The sequence below is a fragment of the Microvirga lupini genome (assembly GCF_014191055.1).
Lineage (GTDB): Bacteria > Pseudomonadota > Alphaproteobacteria > Rhizobiales > Beijerinckiaceae > Microvirga > Microvirga lupini_A.
The window spans coordinates 463,063-481,350 of the sequence record NZ_JACHWB010000003.1 but is presented as its reverse complement, the minus strand read 5'-3'; the positions used below and the strand labels follow the sequence as shown (position 1 = coordinate 481,350).

The 18,288-nt window shown below is 61.8% G+C and carries 17 protein-coding genes; 11 read left to right on the top strand and 6 right to left on the bottom strand.

Translation table 11 applies throughout. The features are described from left to right. Positions 1-8 precede the first annotated feature (8 nt). The gene (locus FHR70_RS13820; protein ID WP_183451063.1) at positions 9-1,157 is read right to left on the bottom strand and encodes an amidohydrolase; all 1,149 of its coding nucleotides are present in this window, start codon (positions 1,155-1,157) and stop codon (positions 9-11) included. Between the two features lie 210 nt (positions 1,158-1,367). Between FHR70_RS13820 and FHR70_RS13815 the strand changes: the two genes are divergently transcribed. The 11 genes from FHR70_RS13815 to FHR70_RS13765 all read left to right on the top strand — a co-directional run bounded on the left by FHR70_RS13815 (position 1,368) and on the right by FHR70_RS13765 (position 12,843). Next, positions 1,368-2,255 (top strand): SDR family oxidoreductase, encoded by an 888-nt coding sequence (locus FHR70_RS13815; protein ID WP_183451061.1) that lies wholly within the window; start codon positions 1,368-1,370, stop codon positions 2,253-2,255. A 214-nt stretch (positions 2,256-2,469) separates the two neighbouring features. Continuing rightward, positions 2,470-3,246 carry a FadR/GntR family transcriptional regulator gene (locus tag FHR70_RS13810; RefSeq protein ID WP_183451059.1) on the top strand — a complete coding sequence of 259 codons (777 nt, stop codon included), beginning with the start codon at positions 2,470-2,472 and terminating at the stop codon, positions 3,244-3,246. Next, positions 3,236-4,297: an ABC transporter ATP-binding protein gene (locus FHR70_RS13805; protein ID WP_183451057.1), complete on the top strand. Its 1,062-nt coding sequence runs from the start codon at positions 3,236-3,238 to the stop codon at positions 4,295-4,297. The genes FHR70_RS13810 and FHR70_RS13805 overlap by 11 nt, the downstream gene beginning before the upstream one ends. Positions 4,298-4,302: 5 nt before the next feature. Continuing rightward, entirely contained in the window at positions 4,303-5,397 is a 1,095-nt protein-coding gene (locus FHR70_RS13800; RefSeq protein WP_425487869.1) for an ABC transporter ATP-binding protein, read from the top strand. A 39-nt stretch (positions 5,398-5,436) separates the two neighbouring features. Beyond that, complete coding sequence (locus FHR70_RS13795; protein ID WP_183451053.1) at positions 5,437-6,936, top strand: ABC transporter substrate-binding protein; 1,500 nt, start codon at positions 5,437-5,439, stop codon at positions 6,934-6,936. A 73-nt stretch (positions 6,937-7,009) separates the two neighbouring features. After that, on the top strand, positions 7,010-7,957 hold the full coding sequence (locus tag FHR70_RS13790) for an ABC transporter permease (RefSeq protein ID WP_183451050.1): 948 nt from the start codon (positions 7,010-7,012) through the stop codon (positions 7,955-7,957). Further along, positions 7,954-8,829 carry an ABC transporter permease gene (locus FHR70_RS13785; RefSeq protein ID WP_183451048.1) on the top strand — a complete coding sequence of 292 codons (876 nt, stop codon included), beginning with the start codon at positions 7,954-7,956 and terminating at the stop codon, positions 8,827-8,829. The genes FHR70_RS13790 and FHR70_RS13785 overlap by 4 nt, the downstream gene beginning before the upstream one ends. Before the next feature lie 30 nt (positions 8,830-8,859). After that, positions 8,860-10,653: a gamma-glutamyltransferase family protein gene (locus FHR70_RS13780; RefSeq protein ID WP_183451046.1), complete on the top strand. Its 1,794-nt coding sequence runs from the start codon at positions 8,860-8,862 to the stop codon at positions 10,651-10,653. Between the two features lie 12 nt (positions 10,654-10,665). Beyond that, positions 10,666-11,388 (top strand): DUF1028 domain-containing protein, encoded by a 723-nt coding sequence (locus FHR70_RS13775; RefSeq protein ID WP_183451044.1) that lies wholly within the window; start codon positions 10,666-10,668, stop codon positions 11,386-11,388. A 77-nt stretch (positions 11,389-11,465) separates the two neighbouring features. Continuing rightward, positions 11,466-12,317, top strand: coding sequence for a sulfite exporter TauE/SafE family protein (locus FHR70_RS13770; protein ID WP_183451042.1), 852 nt, complete (start codon positions 11,466-11,468; stop codon positions 12,315-12,317). 70 nt (positions 12,318-12,387) lie between these two features. Then, positions 12,388-12,843, top strand: a complete 456-nt coding sequence (locus FHR70_RS13765; protein WP_246408151.1) for an opioid growth factor receptor-related protein — start codon at positions 12,388-12,390, stop codon at positions 12,841-12,843. Positions 12,844-12,857: 14 nt separating this feature from the next. Here FHR70_RS13765 and FHR70_RS13760 read toward each other — a convergent pair whose 3' ends face one another. Genes FHR70_RS13760 through FHR70_RS13740 form a run of 5 tightly spaced genes read right to left on the bottom strand, consistent with a single transcriptional unit; the run spans position 12,858 to position 18,251 of the window. Beyond that, positions 12,858-14,381, bottom strand: a complete 1,524-nt coding sequence (locus tag FHR70_RS13760; protein WP_183451038.1) for a carboxypeptidase M32 — start codon at positions 14,379-14,381, stop codon at positions 12,858-12,860. Positions 14,382-14,396: 15 nt separating this feature from the next. Next, a complete protein-coding gene (locus FHR70_RS13755; protein ID WP_183451036.1) occupies positions 14,397-15,401 on the bottom strand; it encodes an ABC transporter ATP-binding protein in 1,005 nt (334 codons plus the stop codon). Beyond that, positions 15,353-16,372 carry an ABC transporter ATP-binding protein gene (locus tag FHR70_RS13750; protein WP_183451034.1) on the bottom strand — a complete coding sequence of 340 codons (1,020 nt, stop codon included), beginning with the start codon at positions 16,370-16,372 and terminating at the stop codon, positions 15,353-15,355. The genes FHR70_RS13755 and FHR70_RS13750 overlap by 49 nt, the downstream gene beginning before the upstream one ends. Continuing rightward, on the bottom strand, positions 16,369-17,280 hold the full coding sequence (locus FHR70_RS13745) for an ABC transporter permease (RefSeq protein WP_183451032.1): 912 nt from the start codon (positions 17,278-17,280) through the stop codon (positions 16,369-16,371). Before FHR70_RS13745 ends, FHR70_RS13750 begins: the two co-directional genes overlap by 4 nt. Beyond that, on the bottom strand, positions 17,277-18,251 hold the full coding sequence (locus FHR70_RS13740; protein ID WP_183451030.1) for an ABC transporter permease: 975 nt from the start codon (positions 18,249-18,251) through the stop codon (positions 17,277-17,279). The genes FHR70_RS13745 and FHR70_RS13740 overlap by 4 nt, the downstream gene beginning before the upstream one ends. Positions 18,252-18,288: the final 37 nt, after the last annotated feature.

Genomic DNA, 18,288 nt, shown 5'->3' with positions numbered 1-18,288 from the left:
GAGAGCGCCTATCCAAGCAGGTTGCGCAGGGTCCGCATGAACACGCGGGCGCCAATGGGGATCAGGTCATCGGGAAAATCGTAATCCGGATTGTGCAGGCTGGGATGCTTCTCGCCGGCACCGAGAAAGAACATGGCCGCAGGCGCCTTCTGGCCGAAGCGGCCGAAATCCTCCGACGCCCGCATCGGCAGGTCACCCCGGTCATAGGGAACATTCTCAGCGTCAAGCGCCTGGCGCAGATGCGCGACCGCTTCCGGCGCATTCTCGCAATGGTGGAAGATGTCGTCATAGGACACCTCCACGCCCAGCCCTTGCTCTCGTGCAACGCTCAGCACCAACTGCTCGGCGCTCGCGCAGAGTTCCTCCATCCCCGCGTCGGTGAGTGTGCGCAGGGTCGCCCAAATCTCTCCATGAGCAGGGGCCACACCGAAGGCCGGCTCGCCGATCTTGGCATGCGTCACCGTCACCATCGAGAAGTCTTCCTCAAGCAATCCTCCCTTGCCGAGCGCCGTGAGCTTGGGCATCAAATCAGCCACGACGCTCACGGGCGAAAGACCGGTCTCGGGCATGGAAGCATGAGCGGTCTTGCCCGTGAGCACGATCCGCATTCCGCGTGAAGCGCAGTTGACCGGCCCCTCGGTGAGAGCCACCCGACCGAAGGGCAAGCCGGGTACGTTGTGCAGGGCGAAAGCGTAGTCTGGCGCAATCTGGCGGAAGCGCGGGTCGGCTACGACGGCGGCGGCCCCTGAGCCATCCTCCTCCGCCGGCTGGAACATCAGGATGGCACGACCGCGCTGCGGCCGCTGCCGACCGAGTTCCCGCGCCAGTGCCGCGAGAATGGCCATGTGGCCGTCATGCCCGCACAGATGCCCCTTGCCGGGGGTGGCGGACCGATGAGGCGCATCGGAGATTTCCTGAATCGGCAGCCCATCAAGTTCCGCTCGCACCATGACGGTCGGCCCTGGCTCCCGGCCTTCGTAGACCGCCGCAATGCCATGGCCGCCAAGATCCGTGAGAGTCCAATCGGGGTGGGTTGCCTTGAGAAAAGCCTGAACCTCGCGAGCGGTCTGCGCCTCCTCCCGGGAGAGTTCCGGCATGCTGTGCAGCTTGCGCCGGAAAGCTACCAGATCGACCATGTCTTGGTTGGTCAGGACCATGCATCACCTCCAGGGCCCGCTATTTGAGAGGCAAACTACAGGCCTCACGGCACTAAGCTCACTTCAGTGTGGATTTATGGCGGGAGTCCAGGGCACGATCAACCCAATCAAATCCATCTCTGAAGGATGAGAGATCTATACGCGCCTTGATTGCTGCGCCGCCTCCATGCCGCTAAGTTACCGGCAGTTTCTTCAACACTCCGCGATCTCATGAACCTGTTCGTTTTCGGCCTGGGTTACACCGCCCTTCAGTTCATCCACCTTTACGGTCATCGATTCACCGGCGTCTGCGGAACTGTTCGCTCAGCGGAGAAAGAAAAGACCATCGAAGCAAAGGGAATTCAAGCCTTCCGCTTTGCTGGGAAAGACTTCGATCCCGCCATTCTTCAGAAGCTCGAACGGACGGACGCTCTCCTCATTTCCGTACCGCCGGCAGAAGGGCGAGATCCGGTGCTGGAGCAGTTTTCCGAAGCGATCGCCGCGGCCCCTCGCCTGCGATGGGTCGGTTATCTTTCAACGGTGGGCGTCTACGGCGATGCAGGCGGCGACTGGGTCGATGAGACGACAGCACCCAATCCGGCATCAACCCGGGCACGCCAGCGGATTGCGGCCGAGCAGGAATGGCTCGAACTCGGCGCGAGCGCGCCTTTTGCGGTGCAGATCTTTCGGCTCTCAGGCATCTATGGCCCCGGTCGGAACGCCCTGGTGAAGGTTACTGACGGCACCGCCAAGCGCATCGTCAAGCCCGGCCAGGTCTTCAACCGGATCCACACGGAGGATATCGCCCAGGTCCTGATGGCGTCCATCGAGCAGCCGAGCCGGAATACCATCTACAACGTTGCAGACGATGAGCCCGGCCCACCTCAGGATGTAATCAATTATGCGGCAGAGCTTCTCGGCCAGGAGCCCCCACCCGAGATCCCCTTCGCGGAAGCCGATCAGACGCCCATGGCACGTGCTTTCTATGAGGATAACAAGCGCGTCCGCAATAGGCGGATCAAGTCAGAGCTTGGCGTGACGCTCCGATATCCAACATTCCGGGACGGTCTTCGTGGGCTGATCCAAGCGGGTGAAGCCGCTTCAGTGCGCAAACCTTAGGCACGTGACCAAGGCTCTCTCTCAGCGTAGCATTAGGTTCGAACGATCCGCCGATCATCGAAGCGGCAATATCGACTAACGAACCATCACTGAACCACTTGCAAATTGGTTCAGGATCGAGATAGCCTTGTTTCGTTGAGACGCCCACAGCCGCAACAAGGCTTCGCGGCTGCTGGTCCAGCAGCAAGATTGGTTCACAGGGAGCTGGATCTCTATGTCCAACCCGAATCCTTCAGCAGACAGCTCCAACTTCGCTCTCGGGCGGTTGCGGGCTCTACTGGACGATACTGCCTCCGACGGGGAGCAGCGGCTCCCGCCTGAGCGGGTCCTGGCGGCGCAGATCGGGATCGGACGCCGCGCCCTGCGGCGAGCGCTTGAGGTGCTGGAAGCGGAAGGGCGGATCTGGCGGCATCAAGGCAAGGGAACCTTTGTAGGGTCGCGCCCGGACCATACGCCAACCAACCTCGAGGAACTGTCGAAACGTACCCACCCGCTTGAAGTGATGGATGTGCGGTTGGAGATCGAACCGGCCCTTGCCCGATTGGCAGCCATGCGGGCGACGAACGGCGACATCGAGCGCCTTCTGCGCCTAGCCGAGAAGACGGCCTCCTCGTCGGATGCGGACGGTCGCGAACTCTGGGACAGTGCCCTGCACCGGACGATTGCGGAGGCAGCGGGCAACTCCTTGCTTCTTGCGATCTTCGATATGGTCGACCGTATCCGTCAGGACACGACATGGCGGCTCCTGAGGGAGCGTGCACGCTCCGGTGAGCGTCAGCAGATCTATGTCGAGCAGCACCGCCGCGTCATCGCGGCTATTGCGCAACGCGAGGCGCATGCGGCCGAGCATGCCATGCGTGAGCATCTCGAGCTCGTGCGCGAGGGCCTTCTCAAAGTTATGACTACCCCCCTGCCCGACCGTATGGACGGACAGATTTCGGAAGCACCCGTGACAGCAAACACCAAAAAAGAGAGACGCCATGGGACATGAGGCCGTCCGACAGTCGAGTGCAGAGGCGCATCAGATCGGCAATGCCGCTGTGGCCTTTGAACCGCCGCTTCTCAATGTTCAAGGACTGTCCATCCGCTTCGACGGCGCCCCAAAGGGCGTGAACGTCGTGGATGATGTCAGCTTCTCCGTTCGCAAGGGTAAGACCCTTTGCATTGTCGGCGAATCCGGTTGCGGCAAGAGTGTGACATCGCTCGCCCTCATGGGTCTTCTGCCGACCCCTCCGGCAAGGATTGTCGCGGGCTCTGCCACATTCGATGGACAGGATCTGCTGACGCTGTCCGAACGGGAACGGGCGGATCTGCGTGGCGACCGGATGGCCATGATCTTTCAGGAGCCGATGACCTCCTTGAATCCAGCCTTCACTATCGGCGACCAGATCGCAGAGGGCATCGTCCGGCACCGCAAAGTGTCCAAGGGCGAGGCCATGGATCGGGCACTCGACATGCTCAAGAAGGTGCGCATCCCTGCACCGGAAAAGCGTTTGCGCGCCTATCCGCACGAGATGTCCGGCGGCATGCGCCAGCGCGTGATGATCGCGATGGCGCTCGCAAACAATCCGGAACTCCTGATCGCCGACGAACCGACCACCGCGCTCGACGTAACCATTCAGGCTCAGATCCTCGCCCTCATCCAGCGCCTGCAGGAGGAGACCGGCACGGCAATGATCCTCATCACGCACGATCTCGGTGTCGTGGCTGAAGTCGCCGATGAGGTGGCCGTGATGTATGCAGGTCACGTTGTGGAAAGCGGACCGGTCGAGGCCATTTTCGAGGACCCGCAGCATCCCTATACCATCGGCCTCATGGGTTCCGTTCCGTCACTCGGTCGTCGTCAGGGGCGCCTCGCCACCATCCGAGGCACCGTGCCTCCGGCGGAACTGATGCCGAAGGGCTGCCGCTTCACGCCGCGCTGTCCATTCTCGGACGCCCGTTGCGCCAATGAGCTGCCACCCCTTGGTGAGATCCGACCCGGCCATCTTGCCCGGTGCTGGTATGCCCCCCTCGAACAGAAGCGTGGAGCGGCCGCATGAGCGCGATGGCAACCACCGGCGACGTCATCCTTGAAGGCGTGGACCTCAAGAAGCACTTCGGCAGCGGGGGCTTGCTCTCCTCTCCGACTGTCGTCCGCGCAGTCGATGGAGTATCCCTCGACATCCGGCGCGGCGAGACCTTCGCGATCGTCGGCGAATCCGGTTGCGGCAAGTCCACCCTGGGCCGCCTCCTCCTCCGACTGATCGAGCCGACCGCCGGTGACGTGCGCTATGAAGGCCGCTCGATCCTGAAGCTCAGCAAGAGCGAGTTGCGCAGGTTACGTCGTGAGCTCCAGATCATCTTCCAGGATCCTTATGCCTCGCTGAACCCGCGCATGAATGTAGGTGATATCATCGCGGAACCGATCTGGCTGCACAACTTGGCCAGAGGGAGCGAGAAGCGCGACCGCGTTGCAGATCTCATGCGCACGGTCGGCCTCCTACCCACACACGCGGACCGCTACCCACACGAGTTTTCCGGCGGTCAGCGCCAGCGCATCGGCATCGCCCGGGCGCTCGCGGGAGACCCAAAGCTGATCGTGGGCGATGAGCCGGTCTCGGCCCTCGACGTGTCGATCCAGGCACAAATTATCAACCTGCTCGAGGATCTGAAGGATCGCTTTGGGCTTACGCTCGTCATCGTAGCGCATGATCTTGCCGTGATCCGGCACATGAGCGACCGGGTGGCCGTCATGTATCTCGGCGAGATCATGGAATTGTCGGAGACAGATGCGCTCTTCGACAATCCCCTGCACCCCTACACCCAGGCGCTACTGGCAGCGATCCCTATTCCAAGCCCTTCGAGCCGGCAGCCGAAGGCGCTCCTGCAAGGCGACGTGCCGAGCCCGGCCGCCCCGCCTTCGGGATGTCGCTTCCATACTCGCTGCCCTCATGCGCGCCCTGTCTGCAAAGAGCAGCATCCTGCCCTTGAGGCTGCACCAGACGGGCGGCGCGTAGCCTGCCATTTCTGGCGCGAAATCCAGGGAGCGGGCGCTGGTTCCATAAGTGCGCCGCCCCTGAGCGCAGCGCTCTCCAAGCGCTTGGCGCTCTACCAAACTTGGCGTGAACGGCAGGATAAGCCCGTCACGACGAGCCCCTGACAGAGGAATGATCCAGAGGACTATTGGAGGACGATGTAAATGAAGAAAAGACTGCTCCTAGCCATGGCTGCCGGGCTCCTGGTGAGCACCGCCGCCTCCGCGCAGACCCTGCGCATCGGCCTGAACGAAGATCCGGACGTGCTCGATCCCCATCGCGCGCGCACCTTCGTCGGTCGTATCGTGTTCACATCGCTGTGCAACAAGCTTGTCGACATCACACCGGACCTGAAGTTCACCCCCGAGCTCGCCACCGAGTGGAGCTGGAGCGATGACGGCAAGTCGCTGACCTTCAAGCTGCGCCCGGGTGTCAAGTTCCACGACGGCGAGCCCATGAACGCCGCCGCCGTGAAGGCCAATATCGATCGTGCCCGCACGCTTCCGGACAGTCTTCGCAAGAGCGAGCTGACCTCCGTGGACAATGTTGAGGCCGTCGACGATCTGACCGTGAAGGTCAATCTCTCCCGCGCCGACGCGACCCTGCTGTCGCAACTCTCGGACCGTGCTGGCATGATCATGTCGCCGAAGGCGTTGGCCTCCGCCGATTTCGGCCAGAAGCCTGTCTGCTCGGGTCCGTACAAGTTCGTCGAGCGCGTGCAGAACGATCGCATCGTGCTGGAGAAGTTCGCCGATCACTGGGACGCCAAGAACTTCAACTTCGAACGCGTCATTTTCCAGCCTATTCCGGACACCACCGTTCGCCTCGCGAACCTGCGCTCAGGCAACCTCGATCTTCTCGAACGCCTCGCCCCAAGCGACGTCCCGGCCGTTAAAAGCGACTCGAGCCTGGTTTTCGCTCCCGTCACTGGCATCGGTTACCAGGGCCTGACCATCAACACCAACAACGGCGAACGCGCAAAGTCTAAGCTTGGCCAGGATAAGCGTGTCCGGCAAGCACTCGAACTCTCCATTGATCGCAACGTGATCAATGAGGTGGTCGGCGCGGGCATCTATCCGCCCGCCGGCCAGCCTTTCCCGGTGGCGAGCCCGTACAATAACCCGAAGTTCAAGGCCAATCAGCGTGATGTCGCCAAGGCGAAGCAGCTTCTCAAGGAGGCTGGCGTTGATCGGGTGAAGTTCGAACTCACCTTCGGCACCGGGACCACGGCTCAGCAAATCGCTGAGATCATCCAGGCCATGGCGGCTGAAACAGGCTTTGATATCACGCTGCGCCCGACCGAGTTCGCGGCCATGCAGAAGGAAGCCCAGGCGGGCAACTTCGACGTCAACGTGATCGGCTGGTCCGGCCGCGTCGATCCCGACGGCAATATCCACCCGTTCGTCACCTGCAAGGGTGCCCTGAACGATGGCAAGTACTGCAATGAGCAGGTCGACAAGCTCTTGAATGATGCCCGAATCATTAACGACGAGGCCAAGCGCAAGCAGCTTTACGATCAGGCTCAGGAGATCCTGAAGCAGGACCTTCCGATCATCTACACCTACTATCAGCCCTGGCCCTTCGTTCACACGAAGAAGGTGCAAAATTTCAAGCCCTATCCGGATGGCATGATCCGCCTGAAGGGCGTGAAGTTCGCCTCCTGATCGTATGAGAACCGCGTGCCCGGTCACGAACCGGGCACGCCCTTCCTTCCTCTGATGCAGGTTTCCTGGGCTGATGCTGCGCTACATCGGACGACGAATACTGATTGCCATCCCGACGCTGATCATCGTGTCGCTGCTGGTCTTCGCCCTGCAGAAGCTCCTGCCCGGCGATCCGGTCCTCACCATGGCGGGCGAGGAGCGTGATCCGCAGGTGCTGGAATATCTGCGCCAGAAGTACCGCCTGGATGATCCGATCCCGGTTCAATACTTCGCCTGGATCGGCTCGGCCCTGACAGGTAATCTGGGCATCTCACTACGTACCGACATTCCGGTTCTTGATCTGATCATGAGCAAGCTCCCGGTCACCCTCGAGCTCGCCATCATGGCCATGATCGTGGCGCTGGCCATCGGCATCCCCGCCGGCATCATCTCGGCGGTGAGGAAGGGAACGGCTGTCGACTATACCGCCAACGTCATCGCACTGTCCGGCTTATCGATCCCGAACTTCTGGCTTGGCATCATGCTCATCATGCTGATCTCAGTGCGCTGGAAGCTCCTGCCGGCATCCGGATACGTGCCGCCGACCGAGGATCTCTGGCTCAACATCAAGACCATGCTCATGCCAGCCTTCGTGCTCGGCACGGGACTTGCGGCAAGCCTCATGCGGCACACCCGCAGCGCCATGCTCGGGGTCATGCGCTCTGACTATATTCGAACCGCACGCGCCAAGGGGCTCCTGTCGCGCAAGGTCATCCTGAAGCATGCCCTGCGCAACGCGCTCGTACCCATCGTGACCCTTTCGACCCTGTTGTTCGGCGAACTGCTCGCAGGTGCGGTTTTGACCGAGCAGATCTTCACTATTCCAGGCTTCGGCAAGCTCATCGTGGATGCGGTGTTCAACCGCGACTATGCCGTCGTGCAGGGCGTGGTTCTTTGCACGGCCGTCGGGTTCATCTTCATGAACCTTCTGGCCGATGTCCTTTACGTTCTCGTTAATCCCCGCCTGAGGCACTCAGCATGACCGCTACAGCCGTTGTCGCCGACGAGGTCGCTCTGCCGAAGAAGCGCAGCCGTGTGCTCGCCAAATTCCTGAAGAACAAGAGTGCCGTCGTCGGAGGCGCCATCGTGTTGTTCTTCATCCTGGCTGCCATCGTGGGCCCCTATCTTGCGCCCTACGATCCGGTTAAGCCGAGCTTCACGAGCATCCGCAAGCCGCCGTCAGAACTGTTCTGGTTCGGCACCGACGAACTCGGACGCGACATGCTCTCCCGCATGCTCTGGGGCGCGCGCGCCTCCATCATGGCTGGCGTGATCTCCGTCTTCATCGCCATTGTCCTCGGCGTTCCTTTCGGTCTCATCGCCGGCTATTTCGGCGGCTGGATCGATGCCGCCATCTCCCGCGCCACGGATGCCATGCTGGCGATCCCCTTCCTGATCTTCGCCATAGCACTCGCGGCTTTCCTGGGCCCCAGCCTCACCAATGCGATGATCGCCATCGGTTTGTCAGCCATGCCGATCTTCATCCGCCTGACCCGCGGACAGGTGCTGACGGTGAAGGCCGAGGATTATGTGGAGGGGGCACGAGCCATCGGGCTTCCGGACTTCTGGATCATGGTGCGCTACGTTCTTCCCAACGTGCTGCCGCCGATCCTCGTCCAGGGCACGCTGACCATCGCCACGGCCATCATCGCGGAGGCGAGCCTCTCCTTCCTCGGATTGGGCCAACAGCCGCCGAACCCCTCCTGGGGCTCCATGCTGAACACCGCCAAGAACTTCATGGATCAGGCGCCCTGGATGTCGATCTTCCCAGGCTCGGCGATCTTCTTGATCGTTCTAGGCTTCAACCTTCTCGGCGACGGCTTGCGCGACGCGCTCGATCCCCGCGAACAGTAACAACGAAAAGCAACCTTCGGATATAGCATCATGTTCACGACACGGCCCGAGATTCTCGGCACCTTCGGCATCGTCACCTCGACCCATTGGCTGGCTTCGGCTGCCGGCATGGCCATGCTGGAAAAGGGCGGCAATGCCTTCGATGCCTGCGTCGCCTCCGCCTTCGTGCTCCAGGTGGTCGAGCCGCACTTGGTGGGCCCGTCCGGCGAGGTTCCAGCCGTATTTTACTCCGCCAAGACCAAGAAGGTCGAAGTCCTCTGCGGCCAAGGGACAGCACCGGCTGGCGCCACCATCGAGCATTATAAGCGCGAAGGTCTCAAGCTCATTCCTGGCAATGGCATGCTCGCCACCGTTGTGCCTGGCGCCTTCGACGCCTGGATGCTGCTGCTGCGCGATCATGGCCTCCTCTCGCTCAGGGAGGTGCTGGAGCCTGCTATCTACTATGCCGAGCAGGGTCATCCCCTGCTGCCGCGAGTGTCGGACACCATCAAAGGCCTCAAGGAGTTCTTCGAAACCGAGTGGCCAACCTCCGCTGAAGTGTTCCTGCCCGGTGGTGAGGTGCCGAAACCCCGCCAGCTCTTCCGTAACCCGCAGCTCGCCGATACCTGGAAGCGCATCATCCGCGAAGGAGAAGCCAAGGGCAGCGACCGCGAAGCGCAGATCGAGGGTGCGCGCAACGCCTTCTACAAGGGCTTCGTGGCAGAGGCCATCGATGCCTTCGTGCGCAAGACCGAGGTGATGGATCAAAGCGGCTCGCGCCACCGAGGCGTGCTGACCGCCGGCGACATGGCGAAGTGGCAGGCATCATATGATGTGCCGCAGACCTATGAGTATCACAATTTCCGCGTCAACAAGATCAGGCCCTGGGGCCAGGGACCCGTCTTCCTGCAAACGCTGGCGTTGCTGAAGGGGTTCGATCTTGCTGCCATGGGACCGACCAGCGGCGAGTTCGTCCATACTGTGGTCGAGGCGATGAAACTAGCCTTCGCCGACCGCGAGGCCTATTACGGCGACCCTGATTTCGTTGACGTTCCGATCCAGACGCTGCTGTCGGATGCCTATAACGATGAGCGCCGCAAGCTCATCACCGACAAGGCCTCCCTTGAGCTCCTCCCCGGGCGCCTTGAAGGTTATGAAGCTCAGGTGGAGCGTACCCTGAAGGCGCTTCGAGATCTCTCGACCACGGACAAGAAGGTGTCCGGAGGCGAGCCGACGCTTCAATCCATGCGCTCCGCACGGCGCGGCGACACAGTGCATATCGATGCGGTCGACCGGTTTGGGAACATGATCGCGGCCATGCCCTCCGGCGGCTGGCTGCAGTCTTCGCCCGTCATTCCTGAGCTCGGCTTCATGCTCAATTCCCGCGCCCAGATGTTCTGGCTGGAGGAGAACCTGCCGGCAAGCCTCGCGCCGGGCAAGCGCCCGCGCACCACGCTCACCCCGACCCTCGCGGAGAAGGACGGCGAGCCCTACATGGTCTTCGGCTCGCCCGGCGGCGACCAGCAGGAGCAGTGGCAGATGCTCCTCTTCCTGCGCCATGCCCATCACGGGCTGAACCTGCAGGAAACCATCGACCTCCCAATGTCGCATACAGCGCATTTCCCCTCCTCGTTCTATCCGCGCGAGCAGAAGCCCGGTCACCTCATGGCCGAGGAGACCTATGGTGCGGAGGTCCTCGACGATCTGCGCGCCCGCGGTCACGAGGTCGAGGTGGCGCCGGCCTGGACGGTCGGACGCCTCGTAGCGGCAAGCCGTGACAAGGACGGCCTGCTGCATGGTGCCGCCACGCCGCGCCTCATGCAGGCCTACGCTGTCGGGCGGTAAGGAGCACGGATCATGACATGGTCGATCATCGCCAAGGATCCCGAAACCGGCTCGTTCGGGGTTGCCGTCACTACCAAGTTCTTCGCCGTGGGGGCGCTTTGCCCCCATGGCACGGCCAAGATCGGAGCTCTTGCCACCCAGGCGCTCGTCAACCCGCTCTATGGCACAGACGGCATGCGGCTTCTGGCCGAGGGACGGAGCGCTGAAGAGATTGTGGCAGTACTCACCGCCCAGGATCCCGGACGCGAGTCGCGCCAGCTTCACGTCATCGACCGCGACGGCAGAACAGCGGCCCATACGGGGCGGGAGTGCGTCGACTGGTGCGGACACCTTACCGACGAGGGTGTATCGGTGGCCGGCAACATGCTCGCGGGTTCAATGGTAATCGAAGCGAGCCTCAAGACTTACAAAAGCCGCATGGATTTGCCCTTTGCCGACCGTCTCCTCGCGGCCCTCGATGCGGGACAGGCCGAGGGTGGCGACAAGCGCGGTAGGCAGTCGGCGGCCATCAAGATTTGGCGCGACGAGCCTTACCCCATGCTCGACCTGCGCGTTGACGATCATCCCAAGCCCCTGGAGGAGCTACGCCGGCTTTATGGGGTTGCCCATGAACGCTTTCTGGCCTTCATGGACGCCATGGCGACTCGGGCCAATCCTGGAGGCGTCACGGACCGCTCCTGGATCGACCAGAGGGCACGCGAATACCAGGAACGTCTTGCAGCAAAAGCGTCTTAAGGCGTCTATGTAACTGTATTTTGCCGTAGGGACGAAACGATCCTACGGCCGTTCTGCTTTCTACGGTGGATCTCCCGATGTTCGGCATACCTCTCTTCGACTTGGCTTGGCTCGTGGTGGCGCTTCTGGCGGCCGGGGCCGTTACCGGCCTGCTCGCGGGTGTCTTCGGCGTCGGTGGCGGTGCCGTCGCGGTGCCAATCCTCTACGAGCTGTTCAGGTTCCTCGGAGTTCCTGACGATGTGCGGATGCCGCTCTGCGTCGGCACGTCGCTTGCGATCATCATCCCAACCTCGATCCGCTCGTTCAATGCCCATCGTGCCAAGGGCGCCGTTGATATGACCATCCTGCGGGTCTGGGCCGTGCCTGTGGTGGTCGGCGTGGTTATGGGCAGCGTGGTTGCACGCTATGCCCCGGCCGACCTTTTCAAAGGCGTCTTCGTGGTTGTGGCTGGCATTTCCGCCATCCGTCTTCTGTTCGGCAAAGATACTTGGCGCTTCGGTCTGGACATGCCGGCCAAGCCGATCATGGTGGTCTATGGCTGGCTCATCGGCGTTTTGTCCGCCCTCATGGGCATCGGTGGCGGACAGCTTTCGAACCTATTCATGACCTTCTACAACCGCCCGATCCATCAGGCGGTCGCGACCTCGTCCGGTCTCGGCATCCTGATCTCCATTCCGGGCGCCATAGGGTACATCTATGCCGGCTGGCCGCACATGGCCGACTACCCAGACGTCATTGCTTTCCAGCCACCTTTGGCACTCGGCTATATATCGCTCCTGGGCTTTGTGCTGTTCATCCCGACCAGCACCTGGATGGCGCCCGTTGGCGCTCGCCTTGCCCATCGCCTGTCCAAACGTCGACTTGAGGTGGCATTCGGCATCTTCCTCCTGCTCGTCTGCGCCCGCTTCGCGGCAAGCCTCCTCGCCTGAGCCATAAACCATCGCTAGTTTGCAATGCATAATCAGCAACGGGATAATGGCTAAGCCAACGGCAGGGCCCTTGCACGCCTTTCTCGCTGGTGTGGGCCGCGACGGCCGGGAACGTCTGGCCGCCGATGTGCTAGGCTTTTCCGATCAGGAGCTGGAAGCTGTACACGACTACATCCAGTGGCTGTTTGCCTTACCGACTCGCAGCGCGGCGCAGCCGCACTCGCCGGTCCTGACACCAGCTGAGATAGGCGCAATCAGAGCCGATCCAAGCTCTGTGGAGACACTTAGAAAGGCGAGCGAACGCATGCTCCGCTTTTACAGGAGCACGCGTTGGTGGCTCACCTCACATGACCATAACCACCTGCGCATCACACGGATTCTGCAGAGCCTGTGGCTGCTCGTCGGGCCAGCGGAAGCCAGGGCATTTTACGAGGCGGTCCTTGCCCTGCACAAGGCGGCGGGAGCCCCGGTCAACGCCCGCAGCCTTCACTATTGGACGGAGGCTGCTGGAGATGCTGCTTCATGAATGATCAGGCTTCTCTAAAACGCGTATTTGTTCTGGAGATACGCCAAGTAAGGTGCAGGATCGAGACGGCGGCCAGTCTCGCGCTCTAGCAGCTCGTCGCGCATGAATCGACGCCCATGCTGCCAGATCCTAGTGCGGAGCTCCTCCGCCAGAACGCCGTAATCGCCCGCGCCGATGGAGGCATTCAGGGATGGGTTCTGCTGCCGCAGGGTCTCCATGACCTGCGCCCCCATGACGTTGCCGATGGTGTAGGTCGGAAACGAGCCGATGTAGCCCGTCGACCAGTGGACGTCCTGCAGCACGCCCTTGGCGTCATTGGGAACGGTCAGGCCCAGATCGCGCTTCATCGCAGCGTTCCAGGCACCGGGGAGCTCGGACACCGGGAGGGAACCGTCCATCAGCGCACATTCGATATCGGCACGCAGCATGATGTGGAAATCGTAAGTCAGCTCATCCGCCTCGACGCGGATGAGACCGGGCTCTACGCGCGTGACAGCGCGATAGAACTCCTCGGCGCTCACATCGCCGAGTTGGTCCGGGAAGTGGCGCTGCAGGTCGGAGAAATGCCGCTGCCAGAAGGTGAGGCTGCGGACGATGTGGTTCTCCCAGAGTCGAGACTGGGATTCGTGAGCCCCGAAGCTGGTGCCACCCACTGCGTAGAGACCCACGAGATCCGTTGCAAGGGTCGTGCGGGTATAGGCTGGATCGACGCCCTGCTCGTAGAGGCCATGGCCGATCTCGTGAGCCGTGCCGAACATCGACGCGGGAAGATAGTTGCGGTTATAGCGGGTGGTGATCCGCACGTCGTTGCGGGTGAAGGAGACCTCGAAAGGATGCACTGTTGTGTCGAGACGCCCGCGCTGCAAGTCGTAGCCGAGCTTCTCCGTCAGTGTCAGGCCGAAAGCACGCTGCCCTTCCTCGGGAAAATCGCGGAACAGGAAATCGGATCGCGGCTGCGGCCGAGAGCGGGCGGTATCGAGGATCGGCAGCAATCCTTCACGCAGCTTAGAGAATAACGACTTGAGGCTCGCTGCCGTTTCGCCAGGCTCGTAGATCGACACCATGGCGTCATAAGGATGCTCAGACCAGCCGATGCAATCGGCATAGGCGCGGGAAAGCGCGACGGTCTTTGCGAGATGAGGCTCGTAGATCGAGAAATCGCTCTTCGACCGCGCCTCGATCCAGGCGGACTGAGCCACTGTACGAAGAGCCGCCCGTTCCTGGATCAAAGACGCCGGCACGCTACGGTGATGCTCGACAGCATGCCGCGTCTGCTCGACCATGCGCCGCTCGGCTGCGTCGGCTGGCAGTCCTTCGACGGCCCGTTCAGCTTCCTCGAGAGCCCCCTCAGTCTCAGGCGCCAGAAGAAGGTCTCGTGCGATGCGGGTCAGGGTCGCGATTTGATGGCCGCGGGTTTCCGCACCGCCGGCCGGCATCATTGTCCGCGAGTCCCATGTCAGCAGGGAGGTCGCATTCAACACGTCATTGACCGCGGCAATGCGCTCCTGGAGCGCTGCAAAGGAGGCTTGCTGGTTCATTGTTGATCTCTGATCTTAGTCGGTACCACCGGTATTAAGATGGCAAGCGGAGAAGCGGCCGGGTCCGATGGCAGCCAGCGGCGGCGCCTCCCGCTTGCAGCGTGGGCCTGCGAAGGGGCAGCGGGGATGAAAATGGCATCCGCTCGGCGGATTGAGCGGAGATGGAATTTCGCCCGCGATGGGGCGGAAGTTCTTTCGGCCCACGCCTACTCTGGGAACGCTCTCGAAGAGAGCGCGGGTGTAGGGATGGTTCGGCTGAGCATAAAGCCCAGTCGTTGGGGCCAATTCGACGATACGGCCGAGATACATGATCGCGACCCGGTCAGAGACGTGGCGCACGACGCCGAGATCATGGCTAATGAAGATGCCCGTCAGGTCGAGATCCCGGCGCAGATCCATGAACAAGTTGAGCACCTGAGCCTGAATGGAAACATCGAGGGATGCCACCGGCTCATCGAGAACCAGAAGATCCGGCTTCATGGCAAGCGCGCGCGCAATGGCGATGCGCTGCCGCTGCCCACCGGAGAACTGGTGCGGGAAGCGCCGGCGGTAGCTCGGATCGAGGCCGACGCGGCCGAGCAGGTCGGCCACATAGGAATCTGCTTCGCGCCCTTTGACGATGTTGTGCGCCACTGGTCCCTCGGAAACCGTATCGCCGATCCGGATACGTGGATTGAGGCTGGCGAAGGGATCCTGGTGGATCATCTGAACGCGGGTGGTCAGCTTCTGCGTCCGCCTTCCCTGCTCTTTCGCAACAGGCGCATTGGCGAACAGGATCTTGCCGTCACTCGGTGTATAGATTCCGGCAATCATGCGCCCGAGCGTCGACTTTCCGCACCCGGATTCGCCGACGAGGCCCACGACCTCGCCTTTGCCGACACTGAGGCTGACATCCGTCACCGCGCGCACGGTCTCGGTCGACCGGCCTGCGCCGAGAAGACCCGCGATCCGCTCCCCGAGATTGGGGTGCTTTACGAAGCGCTTCGATACGTGGTCGATGTCAAGGAGAGCGGCTGGCATGAAACGGGCTCGATTGGATAATGGCAGAGGGCAGTGCGTCCGTCCTCGAACTGCTGGACAGGCGGCGTAGTGGTGCAGGCAGGTCCCGCCTTGGCGCAGCGGGGTGCAAAGGCACAGCCTTGCGGCAGGTTCGCCAAAGACGGCGTCGATCCTGGAACCTGAGGGAGCTTGGTTCCAGGCTCGTGCTCGGCCGGAACGGAGGCCAGAAGCCCTGCCGTGTAGGGATGACGCGGTGACGCGATGACATCAGCAGCAGGTCCGCTTTCGACCACACGTCCCGCATACATGACGCAGATGTCATCGGCGAGGCTCGACACTACGGCAAGATCGTGCGTCACCCACACGAAGGCGGTGCCAGTCTCGTCTGCGAGGCGCCGCACTTCGGCGAGGATTTGCCCCTGGATCGAGACGTCGAGAGCCGTGGTCGGCTCATCGGCGATGATGACCGCCGGGCTGTGCAGGAGCGCGATCGCAATGGCCACACGCTGGCGCATGCCACCGGAGAGCTGATGCGGATAGGCATCAAGGCGCTCTTCCGGGCTCGGGATGCCGACCTTGGCCAAGGCATCGCGTGCTCTCGCACGAGCAGCCTTGCGGGACACCTTGTCGTGCGCCCGTACCGCAGCGATCATCTGCGTCCCGATCTTCAAAACCGGGTTCAGCGTCATCATTGGGTCCTGGAATACCATGGCGATCTGGGCGCCACGGACCTGGCGCATGGCATCGCCCCTGAGGCGGGTGATGTCCTTGCCGTTCAGGAGAACCTCGCCGCCGGCGATCCTGCCGGGCGCCTCGATCAGGCCGAGGATCGAATAGCCTGTAACGCTCTTGCCGGAACCGGACTCACCCACGAGGCCGAGGATGCGACCACGACCAACTTCGAAGCTGACACCGTCCACGGCCTTGAGAACGCCCCCGCGGGTTTCGAACTGGGTCTGAAGGTTATTGACTCGAAGAACCGCATCGCTCATCGGCTGCGCCTCGGGTTCAGAACGTTGCGAACCTGATCGCCCACAAGGTTGATGGCGACAACCGTCAGCATCAGGGCGATGCCCGGATAGATCGAAATCCAGTAGCGGCCTGACAGCAGGAATTGGAAGCCGTTGGAGATCAGGGAGCCGAGAGACGGTTGTGTGAGCGGCAGTCCCAGTCCCAGGAAGGATAGGGTTGCCTCAAGAGCAATGGAGTTTGCCACCTGCACTGTTGCCACTACGATCAGAGGCGGCAGTGCGTTGGGAAGCAGGTGCCGGAACAACACATGGCGCGCCGGAAGCGGTGTCGAGAGCGCGGCCTCGATATAGTCCTTGCGTCGCTCCGCGCTCGCCGCCCCGTGAGTCGTGCGGGCGAAGTAGGCGTATTGCGCAGCGACCAGAGCGGCAACAAGCTGCATAAGCCCCTGGCCCAACATCGCAACGAGGACAAGCGCAAGGAGAATCGCCGGCAGCGACAGCTGCAGGTCGATGATGCGCATGATAAGCGCCTCGACGCGACCACCGTAATAGGCCGCAATCAGTCCGACCGTCGTGCCGAGGATCAGCGCCAAGGTACCGGCCATGACACCGACGATCAAACTGGTGCGCAATCCGTAGAGGATGGCGGAGAAGATGTCTCGGCCGGCGGCGTCGGTACCGAGCCAATGGACATAACCACCGGAACCCACCTCACCGGGTTCAAGCCTGGCATCGAACAGGTCGAGGGCTTCCTGATTGTAGGGATCCTGAGGCGCCACGTACGGCGCGAGAACCGCCATGAGCACCACGACGACCACCACGGTCAGTGCAGCCACGGCGACGGGGCTCTGGCGAAAATCCGACCAAAAGTTCGAGAAACGGGTCCAGCCGGTTTCTGCTGGCAATGCGAGGACTGGAGAATGACTCATGACGCGGCCTTTACGCGGATGCGCGGATCGAGCTGGCCGTAGATGAGGTCGACCACGAGGTTGATCATGACAAAGAGGAACACCACAAGAATAAGGTAAGCGACCATCACGGGGCGATCGAGCACGGTGATGGAATCGATGATCAGTTTGCCCATGCCGGGCCAGTTGAAGACCGTTTCCGTCACGACCGCAAAAGCAAGGGTCGAGCCAAGCTCAAGGCCGAAGACCGTCACAATCGGGATCGAGATGTTCTTCAGCACATGCAGCCCCACGACCTTACCCTCTGAGAGACCCTGGGCACGAGCAAAGCGCACATAGTCGGAGCCCATCACCTCGACGGTGCCGGCCCGTGTCAGACGGATGAGGAGGCCGAGCTTGAACAGCGCGAGATTGAATGCCGGCAACAGGATATAACTCCAGCCTTCCAGCGATGTGATCGACAGGTTCATGCCGAGCACTTCTGTCGTCGGACCACGACCACCCGAAGGAAACCAGCCGAGTTCGACCGCAAACACCATGATCAGGAGCAGCCCCACCCAGAAGCTCGGCACGCTGAAACCGAGCACCGAGAAGCCCATGATGGCTTTGGCCGACAGTGAATCCGGCTTGTACCCGGCCCACAGGCCCAGCGGAATTCCCAGCAGCGTGGCAATCAGCATCGCCGTCAGCGCGAGTTCCAGCGTCGCCGGAAGACGCGACAGGATCAGGTTGAGCACCGGCAGCCGATAGATGAACGATTCGCCCAGATCCCCATGGAGCATGTTGTTCATGAAGATGAAGTACTGCTCGAACAGGGGACGATCGAACCCGTATCTCTGGATCAGCGCTTCGCGAAGCGCCTGGTCTGAGGCGGGATCGATCATGACGTCGATGGGATTGCCGATGGCATAGACGCCCAGGAATACAATGATCGACATGGCGATCACGACCATGAGAGCCTGCAGAACGCGTTGAATGAGAAAACCGATCATGCTGTCTCGTGAATGGACTTCAACCTTGGGAGCCGGA

Bases quoted from the DNA above. Each gene is read 5' to 3' on its own strand.
- FHR70_RS13815 (WP_183451061.1), top strand. From the start codon at position 1,368: ATGAACCTGTTCGTTTTCGGCCTGGGTTACACCGCCCTTCAGTTCATC.
- FHR70_RS13785 (WP_183451048.1), top strand. From the start codon at position 7,954: ATGACCGCTACAGCCGTTGTCGCCGACGAGGTCGCTCTGCCGAAGAAG.
- FHR70_RS13820 (WP_183451063.1), bottom strand. From the start codon at position 1,157: ATGGTCCTGACCAACCAAGACATGGTCGATCTGGTAGCTTTCCGGCGC.
- FHR70_RS13780 (WP_183451046.1), top strand. From the start codon at position 8,860: ATGTTCACGACACGGCCCGAGATTCTCGGCACCTTCGGCATCGTCACC.
- FHR70_RS13790 (WP_183451050.1), top strand. From the start codon at position 7,010: ATGCTGCGCTACATCGGACGACGAATACTGATTGCCATCCCGACGCTG.
- FHR70_RS13770 (WP_183451042.1), top strand. From the start codon at position 11,466: ATGTTCGGCATACCTCTCTTCGACTTGGCTTGGCTCGTGGTGGCGCTT.
- FHR70_RS13755 (WP_183451036.1), bottom strand. From the start codon at position 15,401: ATGCCAGCCGCTCTCCTTGACATCGACCACGTATCGAAGCGCTTCGTA.
- FHR70_RS13760 (WP_183451038.1), bottom strand. From the start codon at position 14,381: ATGAACCAGCAAGCCTCCTTTGCAGCGCTCCAGGAGCGCATTGCCGCG.
- FHR70_RS13795 (WP_183451053.1), top strand. From the start codon at position 5,437: ATGAAGAAAAGACTGCTCCTAGCCATGGCTGCCGGGCTCCTGGTGAGC.
- FHR70_RS13750 (WP_183451034.1), bottom strand. From the start codon at position 16,372: ATGAGCGATGCGGTTCTTCGAGTCAATAACCTTCAGACCCAGTTCGAA.
- FHR70_RS13775 (WP_183451044.1), top strand. From the start codon at position 10,666: ATGACATGGTCGATCATCGCCAAGGATCCCGAAACCGGCTCGTTCGGG.
- FHR70_RS13745 (WP_183451032.1), bottom strand. From the start codon at position 17,280: ATGAGTCATTCTCCAGTCCTCGCATTGCCAGCAGAAACCGGCTGGACC.
- FHR70_RS13810 (WP_183451059.1), top strand. From the start codon at position 2,470: ATGTCCAACCCGAATCCTTCAGCAGACAGCTCCAACTTCGCTCTCGGG.
- FHR70_RS13740 (WP_183451030.1), bottom strand. From the start codon at position 18,251: ATGATCGGTTTTCTCATTCAACGCGTTCTGCAGGCTCTCATGGTCGTG.
- FHR70_RS13800 (WP_425487869.1), top strand. From the start codon at position 4,303: ATGGCAACCACCGGCGACGTCATCCTTGAAGGCGTGGACCTCAAGAAG.
- FHR70_RS13805 (WP_183451057.1), top strand. From the start codon at position 3,236: ATGGGACATGAGGCCGTCCGACAGTCGAGTGCAGAGGCGCATCAGATC.